Annotated in this window: 10 protein-coding genes; 3 read left to right on the top strand and 7 right to left on the bottom strand. The window is 73.2% G+C overall.

The genetic code is table 11. The features are described 5' to 3' along the window. Nucleotides 1-278 precede the first annotated feature (278 nt). The 4 genes from WMF20_RS24815 to WMF20_RS24800 are packed head-to-tail and all read right to left on the bottom strand — an operon-like array spanning nucleotide 279 to nucleotide 4,415. Nucleotides 279-1,298 carry a hypothetical protein gene (locus WMF20_RS24815; RefSeq protein WP_129576736.1) on the bottom strand — a complete coding sequence of 340 codons (1,020 nt, stop codon included), beginning with the start codon at nucleotides 1,296-1,298 and terminating at the stop codon, nucleotides 279-281. After that, on the bottom strand, nucleotides 1,295-2,302 hold the full coding sequence (gene mvaD / locus WMF20_RS24810) for a diphosphomevalonate decarboxylase (protein ID WP_437617073.1): 1,008 nt from the start codon (nucleotides 2,300-2,302) through the stop codon (nucleotides 1,295-1,297). The genes WMF20_RS24815 and mvaD overlap by 4 nt, the downstream gene beginning before the upstream one ends. After that, nucleotides 2,299-3,306 (bottom strand): mevalonate kinase, encoded by a 1,008-nt coding sequence (mvk, locus tag WMF20_RS24805; protein WP_437617072.1) that lies wholly within the window; start codon nucleotides 3,304-3,306, stop codon nucleotides 2,299-2,301. Before mvk ends, mvaD begins: the two co-directional genes overlap by 4 nt. Then, the gene (locus WMF20_RS24800; protein ID WP_437617071.1) at nucleotides 3,303-4,415 is read right to left on the bottom strand and encodes a polyprenyl synthetase family protein; all 1,113 of its coding nucleotides are present in this window, start codon (nucleotides 4,413-4,415) and stop codon (nucleotides 3,303-3,305) included. Before WMF20_RS24800 ends, mvk begins: the two co-directional genes overlap by 4 nt. Nucleotides 4,416-4,667: 252 nt before the next feature. Between WMF20_RS24800 and WMF20_RS24795 the strand changes: the two genes are divergently transcribed. The 3 genes from WMF20_RS24795 (at nucleotide 4,668) to WMF20_RS24785 (ending at nucleotide 8,645) form a co-directional block, all read left to right on the top strand. Then, a complete protein-coding gene (locus WMF20_RS24795) occupies nucleotides 4,668-6,608 on the top strand; it encodes a DUF6345 domain-containing protein (RefSeq protein ID WP_437617070.1) in 1,941 nt (646 codons plus the stop codon). Between the two features lie 171 nt (nucleotides 6,609-6,779). Continuing rightward, nucleotides 6,780-7,163 (top strand): VOC family protein, encoded by a 384-nt coding sequence (locus WMF20_RS24790; RefSeq protein WP_437617069.1) that lies wholly within the window; start codon nucleotides 6,780-6,782, stop codon nucleotides 7,161-7,163. A 402-nt stretch (nucleotides 7,164-7,565) separates the two neighbouring features. Next, the gene (locus tag WMF20_RS24785; protein WP_437617068.1) at nucleotides 7,566-8,645 is read left to right on the top strand and encodes an ATP-binding protein; all 1,080 of its coding nucleotides are present in this window, start codon (nucleotides 7,566-7,568) and stop codon (nucleotides 8,643-8,645) included. Between the two features lie 280 nt (nucleotides 8,646-8,925). Here the strand turns inward: WMF20_RS24785 and WMF20_RS24780 are convergent, their stop codons facing one another. The 3 genes from WMF20_RS24780 to WMF20_RS24770 all read right to left on the bottom strand — a co-directional run bounded on the left by WMF20_RS24780 (nucleotide 8,926) and on the right by WMF20_RS24770 (nucleotide 15,990). Beyond that, on the bottom strand, nucleotides 8,926-9,822 hold the full coding sequence (locus WMF20_RS24780; RefSeq protein WP_437617067.1) for a hypothetical protein: 897 nt from the start codon (nucleotides 9,820-9,822) through the stop codon (nucleotides 8,926-8,928). 326 nt (nucleotides 9,823-10,148) lie between these two features. Beyond that, nucleotides 10,149-13,130 (bottom strand): kelch repeat-containing protein, encoded by a 2,982-nt coding sequence (locus tag WMF20_RS24775; RefSeq protein ID WP_437617066.1) that lies wholly within the window; start codon nucleotides 13,128-13,130, stop codon nucleotides 10,149-10,151. A 112-nt stretch (nucleotides 13,131-13,242) separates the two neighbouring features. Then, complete coding sequence (locus tag WMF20_RS24770; protein ID WP_437617065.1) at nucleotides 13,243-15,990, bottom strand: protein kinase domain-containing protein; 2,748 nt, start codon at nucleotides 15,988-15,990, stop codon at nucleotides 13,243-13,245. Between the last annotated feature and the right edge of the window lie 35 nt (nucleotides 15,991-16,025).

Here is a 16,025-nt window from a genome sequence, read left to right as displayed (position 1 = left end):
CACGCCCGCGGAGCCCGCCTCGGAGGACCCGCCGCCCGCCGCGCTCATCGGCCGCCCATGCGGTAACACCATGAAAAGTCAAGCTTTTCTGGCGGCGCTGCGGCATCGCGAGCTCCAGGATTCTCATGCATGTCTCGTTCTTCGCATTCGGAGGCCCCGTGGAGGGTCCGCGGTGCGTCGCCGGAGCGCAGCGCCGCCGTCGATCCCGGAGCGAGCAGAGCGGGCTCCGTGCCAAGCGCCGCGGCACCGAGCGGCGCACGATCGGGGAGGGGGCGCGCTCAGGCGTGCGGCGGGCGGGCTGCGTCCAGCACGTGGACGCCGGGGGCGCCGAGCGACATGGGCACACGCTCGAGGCCGGCCGCGGCCGCCGCGGCGCGCCATGCCGCCGAGGGCGGCGCGCCGCCGACGAAGAGGGAGACGTCGCCGCCGCCGGCCCCGCTCGGCGCGAGCGCGGCGCCCTCGGCGGCCGCGGCGGGGCGGAGGCGCGCGAGGGCAGGGGTGACGATCGGCGCGCCCGCGCGGTCGCCGAGCTCCGCGAGCGCGTCGACCTGGCGATCCAGCGCGGCCACGAAGGCGCGGGCGTCCGCGGCGGTGACGGCCGCGCGCGCGCCCTCGGCGGCCGCGCCGAGCAGGGCGCCGTGCGCCCCCGGGTCGCGCGCGGCGAGCGCGCGCACGCGCTCCAGCATGGCGCTCGTGCGCGCCGAGGCGTCGCTGGCGTAGACCTCGATCGCGAGCCCGCCCGGCAGCGCGTGCGGCGTCACGGCGAGCGCGCCATCCGGGCCGAGCCGGCAGCAGAGCACGCCGCCGTAGACGCTCGCCGCGACGTCGACGCCGCTGCCCCCGCCCTGCGCCCGCCGGTGCGCGGCGAGCGCGGCGAGGAAGAGCGCGCGCGCGTCCCACGCGGGCATCGGCCGGCCGGCCGACGCCGCCGCGGCCGCGGCCGCGGCCATGGTGGGCGCGGCTGCGGCGGCGCGCGCCGCGAGCGTCGCCACGAGGATGGCCGCGCTCGAGCCGAGGCCGAGCTTGCGGCTCGCCTCGCGCGGCGGCGCGCCCGCCTCGGCCGGCGAGCCCGCCGTGGCATCCCGCGCCGCCGACCGGAGGTCGGACGCGTCGAACCACGCCGCCCGGTCGAGCGCGCCGGCGTCGAGCGCCGCCTGGACCTCCTCGGTGACGAGGTCGGCCTGGCGCGCCGGATCGGCGACGACGTACCGATCGACCGCGGCCACCAGCGCGGGCGCGCCCTCGAGCACGGCGTACGCGCCCGAGAGGACCAGCTTGCCAGGCGCCCGGACGATCACGCGCCCGCGCCCCCGGACGCGAGGTGGGCTCCGCCGCCGGGGGCGGCCGAGATGGTCCGGAGGACGCCGGGGACGGCGAGCAACGCCTTCTCCACGGCGGGCTGCGCCTCCGGCGCCGTGAAGACCTTCACGTGCGGGCCGGCGTCGATGGTGAAGAACGCCGGCGTGCCCTGGGCGCGGAGCCTCCGCACCGCGGCGATCACCTCGACGGTGGCGCCGGTCCAGTAGAGCAGGCCCGGCGAGGCGGCGATGCTCGAGGCGTGCATGCACAGGGCGCTCGCCTCGGCCGCGGCGCCGAGCGCCGCGAAGTCGCGCGCGAGGACCGCCGCGCGGACCGCGGTGAAGAGCGACGGCGCGGCGTCCACCCAGGCGGGGAAGTACGGGCTCGTCGCCGCGGTGTGCCGCATGCCGTCGCTGGAGCCCACGTCCTTCGGGCCCTCGCGCGTCACGGCGATCACGACCGCGAGCGGCCAGTGGTCCTCGGGCGCGAGCGGGGTCGCCGCGAGCGCCTCGTCGCCGGGGCGCCCGGCGCGGAGCTCGACGAAGCCGCCGAACGCGGAGCGCGCGGCGGAGACCGAGGTCTTCCGCGCGAGGTCGCTCACCGCGGCGGGCGCGGTGGGCAGGCCCGCGGCGGCGCTCGCGGCGAGCGCGAGCGCGGCGAACGCCGACGCGCTCGAGGCGAGCCCCGCCGCGGTGGGGAAGTCGTTGCGGCTGACCACGCGGGCGCGCTCGCGCCGGCCCGAGGCGGCGCGGACCCGGTCGAGGAGCCCGGCGACCCGGCGCGCGGCCTCCGCGTCCGGCGGCACGGCCGCGCCGCCGAGGTGGAGCTCGTCGCGATCGAGCGACGGATCGAAGGCGACCTCGGTCGTCGTGGCCATCCCGGCGAGCGTCACCGAGAGGCTCGGCACGGCGGGCAGGTTGTGCCCGTCGGCCCGCTTGCCCCAGTACTTCGCGAGGGCGATGTTCGGATGGGCGATCGCGGTCGCCCGGCTCACGGCGCTCATGCTTGCTCCTCCGGCGCCGCCGCGGCGGCGCCTGCCTTCACGCGGGTCACGAAGCCGCTGTACCCCGCGTCGCGCCAGGCGGCGAGCACGCGGCCCGCCACGCCGTTCGACGTCGCCGCCGCGCCGCCCGGCGGAGGGGGCGGGAGCAGCGCGATGACCGAGCCGCCGCCGCCGGCGCCGGTGAGCTTGGCGCCGAGCGCGCCGGACTCGCGCGCCAGCTTGCACAGGGCCTCGATCGCCTCGGTCGAGACGAACATCCCGGCGAGGAGCATCTGGTTCAGGTCCATGAGCCGGCCGAGCCCGATCGCGTCGCCCGCCTCGATGGCGAGGGCCGCGTTCTCGACGAGCGCGGCGATGCCGGCGATGGAGGTCTCGGCCAGGGTGGGCTTGCGTTCGAAGAGCTTCGCCACGAGCTCGACCATGCTGCGCGTGGACGACGGCACCCCCGTCGAGCCGACGCACAGCCAGAGGTCGTCGCGCGGGGCGAGGGCGGTCGCGCCGTGCGCGCGGGTGAAGCGGAAGCACCCGCCGCGCGCGGCGGCGGCCGTGTCGATGCCCGACGGGTTGCCGTGGAACACGCGCTCCCAGGCGGCCGCCGCGGCGACCTCGGCGGCGGCGGTGAAGGCGCCCGGCGCGCCGGCCTCGGCCTGCGCGCGCGCGAGCGCGGCGACCGCACGGGCGATCGCGACCCCGAGCGCAGCCGAGCTCCCGAGGCCGCCGCCGGGCGGCAGATCGCTCTCCGCCTCGACCCGCACCGGGCCGGCGCCGGGGAGCGCCTCGAGGAGCGCCGCGAACGCCCGCGCGACGTCCCCCTCGGCCGGCGCGGCGCCGTGCTCGCGGTCGCCCAGCCGGAGCGCGCTCGCGCGCGCGCCCCCCGGAGCGCGCGTCGCGCGCGCGCGGGCGCCGCGCTCGATGCCGGCGGCGAGCGCGGGCGCGCCGTACACGACCGCGTGCTCGCCGAGCAGGATGACCTTGCCGGACGCCCGGCCGAGCGCCTCGATCATGCCCCCGTCCACCGGAGCGCGCTCGCCGCGCCGCACAGGATCTGCCGCGCCGACGCGCTCACCGGCAGCGACCGCCCGAGGGCCTCGGCCTCGCCGCACAGGGCGGCGAGCCGCTCCTCGACCGCGCGCCGCGCGCCGCACGCCTCGAGGGCCCGCGTCGCGGCCGCCACGTCGTCGTCGCTCGCGCCCTTGCGGCCGAGCGCGCGCTCGACGGCGCTCCGGCCGGCGGCGTCGAGGCGCCCCTCGGCGGACGCGAGCACCGCCGTGCGCTTGCCGGCGCGCAGGTCGTTGCCGACCGGCTTGCCGGTCGCGGCGGCGCTCCCGAAGGTGCCGAGCAGGTCGTCGCGCAGCTGGAAGGCGACGCCCACCGGCGCCGCGAACCGCTCGAGCGCCGCCACGGTCTCGGCCGGGGCGCCGGCGAGCGTGGCGCCGAGCGCGAGCGGGCCGCGCACCGTGTAGCTGCCGGTCTTGAGCGCGTGCATCTGCTCGACGTCCTCGGCCCGCCCGACCACGTCGAGGTGCTGGCCGATCACGACGTCCTCGTGCATCGCGCAGAACAGCCGCACGGCCGCGAGCGTCCTCTCCGGCGGCGCCTCGGCGCCCGCGAGCGCGCCGAGCGCGAGGCTCCACGTGAAGTCGCCCGCGAGGATCGCCGACGAGGCCCCGAGGTGCGGATCGCCGAGCACCTCGGTCAGCGCGACGTGCACGGTGCGGTCCCCCCGGCGGACGGTGTCGCCGTCGATCCAGTCGTCCTGGATGAGCAGGTAGGTCTGGAGCAGCTCGAGCGCGACGCCGGCGTCGATCGCGGGCTCGAGCCGCGCGTCCGGCGCGACGCCCTGGTAGGCGGCGACGAGCAGGCCTGCGCGGAACCGCTTGCCGCCGCGCAGGGTCAGGCTCCTCGCCTCCGCGACCATCGCCGAGACCTCGCGGCCGTAGCGCTGCACGTGGCCCGCCGCGGCGCACCAGCGTTGCTCGAGCGCGGCCTCGATGCGGGGGCGGATCGAGGAGAGGAAGTCGAGGAACAGGCGCGCGCCGGGGTCCGCCGTCCCTTCGAGCGTCTGATCGCCGGGGCGGGGCGCGCTCTCTCCGTCCTTCGTGTGCGCTGTCATGGAATGCGCGGCAGCCTAGGAGCCGCGCGCGAGCCGGTCAATCTCGGCCGAAACGCCGCAAACCGCCGGCGCGTCCCGCCGCTCCGCGGCGCCGCCGGCGTGGCTTGGGTCCTGCAATGCGTGGGGCCCGCGTCGCGGGCCGGGGGGGCCGAGCGCGAGCTTCCTGCGAGATCGACTCCTCCGGAGTTGCGCGCCGACCCTCGCCGCAACCGAAGGGAAAGGGGGACTTTCGTGAAGAGATCACCGGGTGGGGTGTTGGGCATCGTTCTCGTCATGGGTCTCGGCGTCGCCGGGTGCAGCGGCCACGACGCCCGCGAGGATCTCCCGGAGAGCGCCGATCTCGGTGCGTCCGGCACGGCGCCTTTGTCCCGGTGGGCGAGCTCGCTGCCCGCTTACCGCGTGATCGGCCCGAGCGCCGATGTCGCGCGGGCGTCCGCGCTCGCCGGCGCGCTCGGGCTCGCGGCGGAGAGCTTCCGGGGCGGCGCCGCGCTCGGGGCCGACGGCGCGATTCGCTACCTCGATCGCGCGAGGTTCCAGCGCTTGCCGACGAGGAAGGCCGCCCCGCCCGCGCCCGGGTTCCGCGACGAGCGCGGCTTCGCCACCACCAGGGGCGACGACGCCCTGGATGTCGAGGCGCTGGCGGCGCTCCGCGTCCTGCCCGAGGCGGACGCCGCGGCGCGGGCGTGGGCCGCGCTGGAAGGCGCGCGCCTGCCCGTCGGGCGCGACGTCGCCGTCGGCCACTCGCTCTTCGAGTCGATCGACGTCCAGGGGCACTACGTGGCGCGGGCGGCCCTCGACACGCAGGTGATCTTTCGCGACGCGCTCGAGGGGCTCCGGCTGATCGGCCCTGGCGCCAAGGTCCGGGTGACGTTCGACGCCGAGGGCGCCGTGACCCACCTCATCTATGCGCGGCGCGACCTCGTGCGCGGGGAGGACGTCGCGATCGTCCCGGCCGCCGAGGCCCCCGCGCTGTGCGCCCGCGCGCTCGGCGGCGGCGCGGTGGTCGCGGCCGAGCCGGAGCTCGTCTATTACGCGCCGCCGCTCTCTCTCGAGGTGCGCCGGATCCTCCCTCATTACGTGTGCAGCGGCAGGCGGCGTTTCGGCGGCGATATGGTGGACGTCCGCAAGGTGATCGTCCCGGCCGTCGTCGACGCTCCGAGGGCCGCGATCACCGTGCGCGAGGGCGGCGAGGCCCTCTCAGCGGAGGCGAGCGTCACCGGGGGTACTGCGCCGTACACGTACAGGTGGGTAACCTCGGCGCGGTCGCTCGCTCCCGACCGCGCCGACGGCGGGGCGGTGCGGATCTCGCTGGACGGCGCGGCGCTTCGCGGCCAGACGGAGACGCTCTCTCTCTACGTCACGGACGCCGACGGCCTTGTCGCGACGGCGGCGCGGGAGCTCCCATTCGCGCGCGCGGTGGCGCCCGCGGCGCCGAGCGCGCCCGAGGCGCCGAGCCCTCCCGGGGCGCCGAGCCCGCCCCTGTCGCCGCCGGCGGCCAACGAGGGCGGCGCCGTGGTTGGCGCCGAGTGGGTCGGGCGCTGCGGCGGCCTCGATCATTCGGCGGCGAACGTCGATGGTCTCCTGAAGAGCTTCCGGGCGGGGGGCGTCGAGCACCGCTTCAACTGGGGTGAGCTCCGCGCGTGGGAGGTGGATTTCAAGGACCCGTCGCTGGGCGGCCAGGACGCCTCGTATGCGGACTCGGTCGACCTCACGTTCTACACGGGGCACGCGAACGGCGTCGGGTTCATGTTCTGCAGCGCCATGAACGATCGGATCCTTCACTTCAGCGACGCTCACTGGGGCAACTCCAACCTGGAGTGGATGGTGGTCGCCGCCTGCGGCCCGCTCCAGGACGACGCGGGCGCCTGGCGTTTCCGGTGGTCGAACGCGTTCGACGGCCTGCACCTCCTGCTCGGATATGCGACAGAGTCGTTCGACGACACGAACGAGGGATCGATGTTCGCGAGCCGCCTGCTCGACGACGCGAGCCCGGCGCCGCTCCGGCAGGCGTGGGCGACGACGGCGATCGAGGTCCAGCCCGACGACAAGGTGATCTACGCGATCATGGGGGTCTACGGCGCCGGCTGGACGCTCCCCAACTACGACGATCATTTCTGGGGCAAGGGCCCGGTCGGCCCGGACCTGTGGGGGGCCGCGAGGGTCGGCTTCTGGCGCATCTCCGGGCCGACGTAGCGCGGGAGGGTCGACGGGGGCGCGGCTCATCGGGGACCTCCGCGGCATTGAGGGCCCGCTCGCGCCGGCGTCCGGCGTAGCGGCCGCGCGGCCCTGCGCTGGTCTCCTTGACAAGGCGGGGCGGCCGTCGGCTACGCTGTCCGGCACGGCGTCAGGCCATAGGAGAAGCCCGTGAAGCGCACGTGGACAATCATTGGGGTCGCTGATGTGGCCCTCAGCTTCAACTGGTATCGGTCGCTCTTCGGTCAGCCGGAATCGTCACCTGCTCATGACTATTTTGGCCAAATCCTCGACGCGGACGGAACGGTCTTGCTCTGTCTTCACAAGTGGGGATCCCACGAGCACCCGACGCTGGTCAGTCCCGATCGAGCGGAGCCTGACAATGGGCTATTGCTGTTCTTCCGGGTGGATGATTTCGACGAGGCGCTGTCGCGCGCCAGAGCCCTCGTGAGTCGACTCGAGGAGGAGCCCCAGATGAATCCCGCCACCGGGACCCGAGAGTTCGCCCTCCGCGATCCGGACGGCTATTACGTCATGGTCAGCGCGCTCTCCTGAGCGCGCAACCGTCCCTTCGCGCGGCGGAGCATGGCTTCGGACCCGACCGTGCGATGCAGACGCACGCGCGGCAAGAGCTGCGGCCTAACCCCTCGCTCAACCGCGGATCCCGCGAGGCAAAGGAGAAGACGCATGCCTGACAAGTGGTTCAAGCGCGCGCGCTGCGCGTCCGAATCACAAGGTGGGATGCACCTCGTTCGCGGCTTACCCGCAGCGTTGGCTGGACCGAGTGACCGATGAGCGCCTCCCTCTCGCTGATCGTGCTGCGGTGCTCAGACCTTGGCGCGAGTCTCCGCTTTTATGAGCGGCTCGGCCTGTCCTTCGCGGAGGAGAAGCACGGGGAAGGTCAGCCGTTGGCCAGGCCAACTTGGAAGCACCGACGCACCCTTGGAGCACTCACGAATGACGCTCGACCACCCCTTCATCGATGTAGACGCGATCCGCAGGCGGCCCGGCATGTACATCGGCGACGTCGCCGACGGGAGCGGCCTGGCTCACTTGATCTGGGAGATCGTCGCCAACTCGCTGGACCAACATCTCGCCGGGCGATGCAGTCGGATCGATGTCGTCCTGCAGCACGACGGCTCTGCCCTCGTCGAGGACGACGGGCCGGGCATTCCTCTCGTCGATGTCGACGGCCGGCCCTTCGCGGAGGTGGCGTTGACTCGTTTCCACACGACGCCGACGTTCGACGGGCACGCGCCCCACGAGCACGTCGGTCGTTGGGGCGTCGGCCTGTTCGTCGCCAACGCCCTGTCTTCGCGCCTGACCCTCGACGTGCGCAGGGACGGCTTTCATCATACGCAGCGATTTGAGAGGGGCTTTGCGGTAAGCCGTCTGGAAAAGGTAGGCCCCTCCACGCGCACCGGCACCGGTGTATCGCTCCAACCAGACCCTGCCATCTTTTCGGACCCCTGGTTCAACGCTGGTGCGATCGCCGCGCGTCTGCGCGAAATCGCGTGGCTTCTGCCCACATTGCGGCTCACGTTCCAAGACCGCCGAGAGCACGTATTCTGCGAGCCGTGCGGGCTGGCTGTGTTTCTGGAACGCACGCGGAGGATGTTGGTGCCAGTTGGAAATGCGCTGTTCGTCGATCAGCTCGTCGGTGAGATCCGCGTAGAGGCTGCCGTCGAGTGGCTCCCGTGTCGCTGGTCGACGGTGGAGAGCTACGCCAATATCGAGCGGACAACCGACGGCGGCACGCACGTCCAAGGGCTCGTCGAAGGTCTCGCCGAGGCGCTTCGAGACGCGGTCCCCGCCTGGAAGGCCCGACCGAAGAAGAAGGCGACTGAGGCGGTCAGGCGCGGGCTACACGCCATCGTGTGTGTGAGGCTGCACGATCCTACTTTCGATGCGCCGACGAAGACCCGCCTGATCACGCCCGAAGCCAAGCGCGCAGTATCCTCTGCGGTCCGGGCCGCGTTCGCCGCGGTCGTGCAGAGCGATCCTTCGCTGCTCGAGCACTTCACTGGAGACTCGTGAGCATGGAAGCGCCGGCCAACAAGGGCCTGCTGACCGACGCGAGACTGCGCGTACCGCGCCCGCGCACGGCTCGGCCACCCCTGCGACAGGATGACGCGGCGCCCCGAAGCCGACGCAGACGGGCGGCTCGCCGCAAGCGCCCAGCATCTCCCTGGGCACGGCCTCTTCCGGCTCTCGCCCCAGGTCGACGATGCTGGGCGTGGGCGGGGCCGGGGGCCACGAAGTCGGCGCGTGGCCTTGTGCCGCCTGCCGCTCGACCGCTTCGCGAGGTCGTGCGCGCTCAGGAGCCGGTCGTCGCGAGCAGCTCCCTCGCGTCGCCGACGGATGCAGCGCGGCGGATCCAGCGGTCCAGCTCGGCGACGTCGGTGCTCTCGAGGACCCGCTCCCGGACCTCGGCAGGGACCTCCAGCCCGCGGGCCTCGAGGAAGGCGAGCACGGCCTGCGCCTTGGCTTCGAGGAGCCCCTCTTGCCGGCCCTTCTCCACACCCTTCGCCACGTAGCTGCGCGCGAATTCGCTCTGAAACTCGTATCCGCTCTTCATCATCGCCTCCAACGTCCGCCTCGCCGCTGCGTTCAGCGAGGATAGCACCAGGTCCCCGTAGACGGCGCGGCGCTCCTCATCGAGCCCGGCTGCCGCCGCCAGAAACGCCACGCCGATCGCCTCCGCCGCCTCACCCTGCCCGTGCGCCATCGCCGAGAGCACGACCACCTCGGGCGCCCCCTTCGCCTGCTCGGCGTCGGTGACGACCGGGACGCCCTCGGGCCCCAGCACCAGCGGGGTCAGCGTCAAGCCGGGGTGGCCCGTGTCGATCCGCTGCGAGCACCACCGCGCGATCTCGGCGTCGATCGCCACGACCAGCAGCTGGGTCGGGCAGCGGTTCCGGGCCCTCGTTTGGACGACGTACACCGGCCAGACGTACCGCTTGTCCGGGTCCACGCCGAGCTGGACCTCGACCACGATGGCCATCGCGGGCCGCTCCTGCTCACCCACCAGCAGCACGACGATGACGTCCGCGCGCCGGTCCGAGGGCAGGATCTCGGTGAGGTCGGAGGACACGACGCGCGCCTCCGTGAAGGCCGGTACCGGCTGGCCGAGCGCGTCGTGCAGCATCTCGGCGGCCAGGGTCGGCCGGTTCTTGAACAGCTCCACCAGGGCTTCATGGGTCACAGAGGGCATCGCGTCGTCTCTCGGGTGATTGCAGCCATGCTGAATCCTCAAGGGGGCGCGCCAAGCTCCTGCGTGAGGTCCGCAGGGCTGGAGCAACCGCGTCCACCTCTTCAATTCCGGGCACATGCATCGAGTTGTCAGGCCGAGTGACCTGCGTGCGACGTGACGCCAGGGCACATCACGAGCCGCCCCGCTGTCTGCACCAGGCCGGCCAGACCGCCGAGCACCCGCGAGGTGGCCAACATGCTGGGCGTGACGCTCTCGACGCCGCTCAAGCCCGAGCAGATCGCACGGCTGCGCAAGGCGCTGCCCGGCTATGGCGGGCCTTGGGCGTTTCAGCGCCTGCGGCGGCGCGCGAGGAGGGCGCCCAGGGCCACGAGGGCCGCGAAGCCGCGCCCGCTGCTCTCCGCGGATCCGGCGGCGGCGCGGCAGCCGCCGTCCGGCTCCTCGCTGCCGCCGGCGCCGCTCACGCTAGCCATACCGCCCTGACCGTCGGAGCCGGCCATGCCGCCGGTGCCGCCGCCGGCCTCGCCCATTCCGCCCGCGCCGCCCATTCCACCGGAGCCGCCCGCGCCGCCGCTTCCGCCGGAACCGCCCATTCCACCGGAGCCGCCCGCGCCGCCGCTTCCGCCGGAACCGCCGCTTCCGCCGGAGCCGCCGTGACCGCCTGCGCCGCCCATTCCACCGGAGCCGCCGTGACCGCCTGCGCCGCCCATTCCACCGGAGCCGCCTGCGCCGCCCATTCCACCGGAGCCGCCTGCGCCGCCCATTCCACCGGAGGCGCCCATTCCACCGGAGGCGCCCATTCCACCGGAGCCGCCCGCGGCGCCGCTTCCGCCGCTGCCCTCCGGGGTGATGCCGCCCTCGTAAATCTCCGCGCTTCGATGCGCCTCGGGGTCGCCGTCTCCGGACGAACAACCCGCAAGTAACCCCCCGAAGACCAGGACGCGATTGCCATCGAGCAGCACGGACGACGGAGCGTCGCGTAGCCTGCTCATGTTCTGCACCGTCGACCAGCCATTCGTCACGGGGTTGTACACCGCGGCGCTGCGGAGGGTGCACTCGTTGCCGCCGGTCCATTCCTTGCCGCCCGCGATGAGCACCATTCCGTTCCCGAGCAGCGTGGCCGTGTGACGTCGGCGCGCCACGTCCAGGGGCCCAGTCACGGTCCAGTCGTTCGTCGCCGGATCGTACACCTGCGCGTGCGGGACGCTCGCCGCGCCCGTGACCAGCACCCGACCATCGGCGAGCAGCGTCGCCGTGAAATCGGCGGGCGGCATGAGCAACGCTTGCGTGGGCGTCCAGGTATTCGTGGCCGGGTCATACCGATCGGCGCCGTCGCCGCTCACCACGAGCACGCTGCCGTCGAGCAGCCTCGTCGCCTTGTGCCCGGAATGCGCGAAGGTCAGCGCCCCGGCCGGGGAGAACGTCCCGGTGGCCGGGTCGTAAAGCTCCGCCGTCGCCGGGTTGCCTGCGCCGCCGCTCACCAGCACCTTCCCGCTGTGCAAGAGGACCGCCGAATGCCTCGAGCGCGAGACGCCGAGCGAGCCCGTCGCAGCCCAGGATCTCGTCGCCGGATCGTAAAGCTCGGCGACCGCCGTCCCGCCGCCCACGACGAGGATACGACCGTCCGGGAGCCCCAAGAGCGCAACGCTCGGATCGTGGTGCGCGACCATGGCGCCGGTGAGCGCCCACGTGTTGCTCGCCGGATCGTATGCCTCGGCCGTCGACGGAGAATCACCGCCCACGACGAGGATCTCGCCGGTCGAGACCCGGATCGACGCGGGCTTGCGGCGCGCGCGAGAGAGCGGCGCGACGTCGCTCCAGGCGTTCGTCGCCGGATCGTAGATGTTCGCGGACAGGGTATCGTTCCAATCGTTGTCGTATCCGCCGGCCACGAGCACGCGGCCATCGGCGAGCTCGGCCCACGTGCCGTCTTGCCGCGGCACGGGCATGTTCCCGGCCGGCGTCCACGCGGGCTGGCAGCCGACCGGCTCATCCCCGACGCAAGCGCCCGCCTGGCAGACGCCGTTCGCCGTGCAGCCGTCGGCGCCGCCGCAAACGGCACCGGTGAGCGGCGTGCAGGTGCCGTTCGCCGACGCGCCCGCGTCCACCGCGCAGGCGTCACACGAGCCCGCGTCACACGCGGTATCGCAGCAGACCCCGTCGACGCAGAAGCCGCTCGCGCATTCGCCCGCGAAGAGGCAAGGAGCGCCCGGGGCCGCGAGGGTGAGCACCTCGACGCTCGCGCTCCCGCCGCCGGCCACGAGCACCCGCCCGCCCGCGAGCGCCGTGGCGGTGTGGCCGCTCCGGCCCGTGTTGAGGTACTTGCCGAGCGACCACTTCCCGCTCGCCGGATCGTAGACCTCCGTGACCGCGCCGCCGCCGGCGACAAGCACGCGCCCATCGGCGAGCGGCGTGGCCGTGTGATCGTCGCGGGCGACGTTCAGCGGCGCCCCGGCCGTCCAGGTGTTGCTCGCCGGATCGTAGAGCGCCGCGCTGCGGTTCGTGGAGGTGAACCCCTCACCGCCGTAATCGGTATATCCGCCGGCGACGAGCACCTTGCCATTCCCGAGGAGCGTCGCGGTGTGGCCTTTGCGGTTCTGGATCGAGCCCGCGGCGGTCCACGTGCCCGTGGCCGAATCGTAGCGCTCCGCGCTGCCGATGGGGTCGCCGGAGGGGCCCACCCCGGCCACCACGAGGACGTCGCCGTCCTGCAAGAGCGCGGCCGTGTGGGAGGAGCGCGCCTGCGCCATCGACCCCGCGTCGGTCCACGTATCCGCGACGGGATCGTAGATCTCGCTCGACCTCATCACCCACTCATCGAGCTCGCCGGCGGCCACGAGGATCCGGCCATCGGGCAGGAGCGTCGCGGTGTGGCGCTCGCGCGGCGTGAGGAGCGGCGCGGCGAGCGTCCATGTATCCGCGGCGGGGTCGTAGATCTCGACGGCTTCGGTCGCGCCGCCGGCCACGACGACCCGGCCGTCCGGAAGGAGCGTCGCGGTATGCCCCGTGTGCGGCGTGCTCATCGACGCGACGAGCGTCCATGTATTCGTGTCAGGGTCGTACACCTCGGCGGTGGCGCTCGCTCCACCGGCCACGAGGACCTTCCCGTCGAGCAACCGTGTCGCCGTGTGTCTGCTCCGGGCGACGTTCATCGGTGTCGCCACGTCCCAGCGTGGCGACGTGAGCGCGGCGGCAGCCGCCCCGATGCGGCGCTCGTTCGCGCGACTTCGTGGGTCATCGGCGCCATGGCATCCGAGCGCCGCGGCGAGCAGGGCAGGGGCGAGGCGGCGCAAGAATGAGGCTGAACGCACGCTAGACGATAGCGGTCTCAGCGCCTTGGCTGTCAAGAGAAAGCGACGGCCGCGGCGGAGAGCACACCGTGGAGCTTCGTCCGTATCAAGCCTCGTGGGACGGGGAACGGCGTCAGTACCCGAGCCACTTCGGATCGAGCTCGATGGAATACTGGTCCACGAACCTGAACGCCACGCCCCCCGCGTCCCCGCTCGCGTGGATCGTGTACACCGACTCGTTCGCCTGAGGCCGATGGTCCGTCGGGCTGAACGAGATCGGCCCCGCCGTCATCCCGTCGAGCACCACGTTCTGGAACGACTCCAGCGCGTTCTTCAGGTCCTCTCCCGTCGGCCGCTCCCGCCCCGCGTCGACAGCCCGCTCGACGGCCTCGCGCCACATCAGCGCCGCCGCGTGGCCCTGGACGTAGAACTGGTCCTGATACCGGTCGAGCGGGTGATCGTCCCTCTCCCGGTACGCCCGGTGGATCCGCAGCATCTCCGCCATACCGCTCGAATGCTGCGTGTCGCCGTAAATAGGGACCGGGAACAGCCCATAGAAGATACCGGCGCAGTCGGCCCCGCAGATCGACAGCGTCCGCTCGCCGATCCCCCAGTTGTTCGCCATCACCCGCAGCTGCCAGCGCGCCTTCCCCGGGAACGCCTGCCCTGGAAACGCTTGCCCTGGAAATGCTTGATCGATGAGCCTCTGCGCGGCGGCGGCGCCCTTCCCGACGAAGGACGAAGACACGACGCTGTTGCCCGCCCAGAACCAGCTCGTCGGGACGTAGGACGGGTCCGCCCGCTTCTTCTCGATCTCTCTCTTTACATAGCGGGTCACCGCCTCGACGATGAGCCCCTCGTCCTCGAGGGAAGACGTCTGCGGCACGACGAGATCCTCGCCGAGCAGCATGCCGGGCAGGTGCTCCACGTACGATTTGCCCGCCGCCAGCGGATCGACGCAGTAAAGACACCGGTCGATCGTGTCGTGCACCATCGCGATGCGCCCGGGCGCGATCTTCCAGGCCGCCTTCACCCCGATGCGGATCGCGGTCGAATAGTCCGTGGCCGGGAAGAAGATGTACGGATAGCCCGGGCTCGTCTTGTGCTCGGTCGCCGTGATGCTCTGTCCGAGGGCGTTGAACTCGGCGTAGGGCACGTCCGCCGAGATCGGCACCGGCGTGGCGAGCGAGCCGGCGTACGAGCCGGGGATGATGAGCTTCTTCTCCTCCGCGAGCTTCGGCGCGACGCGCGTGGTCGGCCCGGTGCCGAAGATGAACAGCGTGGAGACCTCGCTCCACACAGGCTCCCGCCGCCACGCCGTGATGACCTCCTCCGTCCTCGCCGGGTCGTACTGCGCGTCCCTCATGTCGACGTCGATGGGACAGCCGCGGATCCCCCCCTGGCTGTCGTTGAGGTGACGCAGGTAATCGTAGACTCCGTAGCTGTACGGCGGCGCGATGTCGGTGGCCATCCCGGTGGCGCCCGTCGTGATCCGGACGCGGAGCGTCCCCGTGCAGCGGGCGCCCGCGGCCGCGGCGGACCCGGCGAGCGCGGCCGCTCCAGGGGCGACGGAGCGCGCCTGCCCCTCCGGGCGGCGCACGGAGATCGCCACCGCCGCGATCAGGGCGGCCACGCCGAGCGCCCCGATGAGGTAGCTGCGCTGCTGCGGCGTTCCGGCCGCGCGGAGGGCCGGCTTCAGGCTCGTCGAGTCGGACCTGGCGCGCACGGGGCCCGGCGGCCCCGTCGTCCGCTGCCCGATCTCCTCATCGAGGGGGGTCAGGGCCTGGAGGCGCCGCCCGTCCGAGCCCTCGATCGCGCTCGGGCGGGACAGGCGGGGCTCCAGGATCGCGCTCGGGCGGCCCGCGCCCTGCTCGATGTACGCCTTGATCTGCCGCTGCATGCTGGCGCGGCGCTCCGCGAACACGGCCAGCATCCGCGCGCCGATCTCGTCGGACCGGACGTCCTCGCCGGAGCCGCGCAGGTAGTCCTCGAGCGCCGCGCGCATCTCCTGCGCGGTCGCGTACCGCTTCGCCGGGTCGCGCTCCAGCGCCCGCGCGACGATGGCGTCGAGCGCCGGCGGGATGTCCGGGTGGACGAGCGAAGGCCGCTGGATCTCGTCCACGGCCGTGAGCTTCCAGAGCGCGCTCACGGCGTCGCCCCCGAAGAGCCGCTCCCGCGTGAGGAGCTCCCAGAGCACGATCCCGGCCACGAAGACGTCGGCCCGCCGGTCGATCCCCGCGCTGTCGGCCGCCTGCTCGGGCGCCATGTAGGACGTCTTGCCCTTCAGCTTCCCGGTCTCGGTGAGGTTCGTGTTGATGGACGCCTTGGCGATGCCGAAGTCGAGCAGCTTCACCGCGCCGTCGTACGTGACGAAGATGTTGTGCGGGGAGACGTCGCGGTGAACGATGCCGAGCGGCGTGCCGTCGTAATCGCAGAGCTCGTGCGCGTAATGGAGGCCGCCCAGCACGTCGGCCACGATGCGGACCCAGACGCCGCGCGTGAAGCCGTCCGCGCCCGGCTCCCCCTGGACCACCGCCCTCATGATCGCGTTGAGCGGCTGGCCCTCCAGGTACTCCATCACGGTGAAGTAGCCGGCATCGTCCACGCCGACCTCGTAGGTCTGGACGATGTTCGGGTGGTTGAGGCGCGCCGACAGCTTCGCCTCGTCGAGGAACATGGTGACGATCGTCTCGCCGTCGCCGCCCACGCCGCGGTGGCGCTTGACGACGACGAGCTTGTTGAACGACCCCGGCCCCCGCGCGATCGCCAGGAACACGTCGCCCATGCCGCCCCGGCCGAGCTTCGCGATCGGGCGGTACTTGCCCATGATCGCCGTCTGGGTCGGCTCCGCGTCCGAGCTGTCTTGACCCGTGCCCACCATGCCCCCGGCCGTCCTCAGACGCGCGCGCCGCTCCG

The sequence above is a fragment of the Sorangium sp. So ce834 genome, assembly GCF_051521425.1.
Lineage (GTDB): Bacteria > Myxococcota_A > Polyangia > Polyangiales > Polyangiaceae > Sorangium > Sorangium cellulosum_D.
Note: the sequence above shows the minus strand (reverse complement) of the source record. Positions and strands in the feature narration are given on the sequence as shown.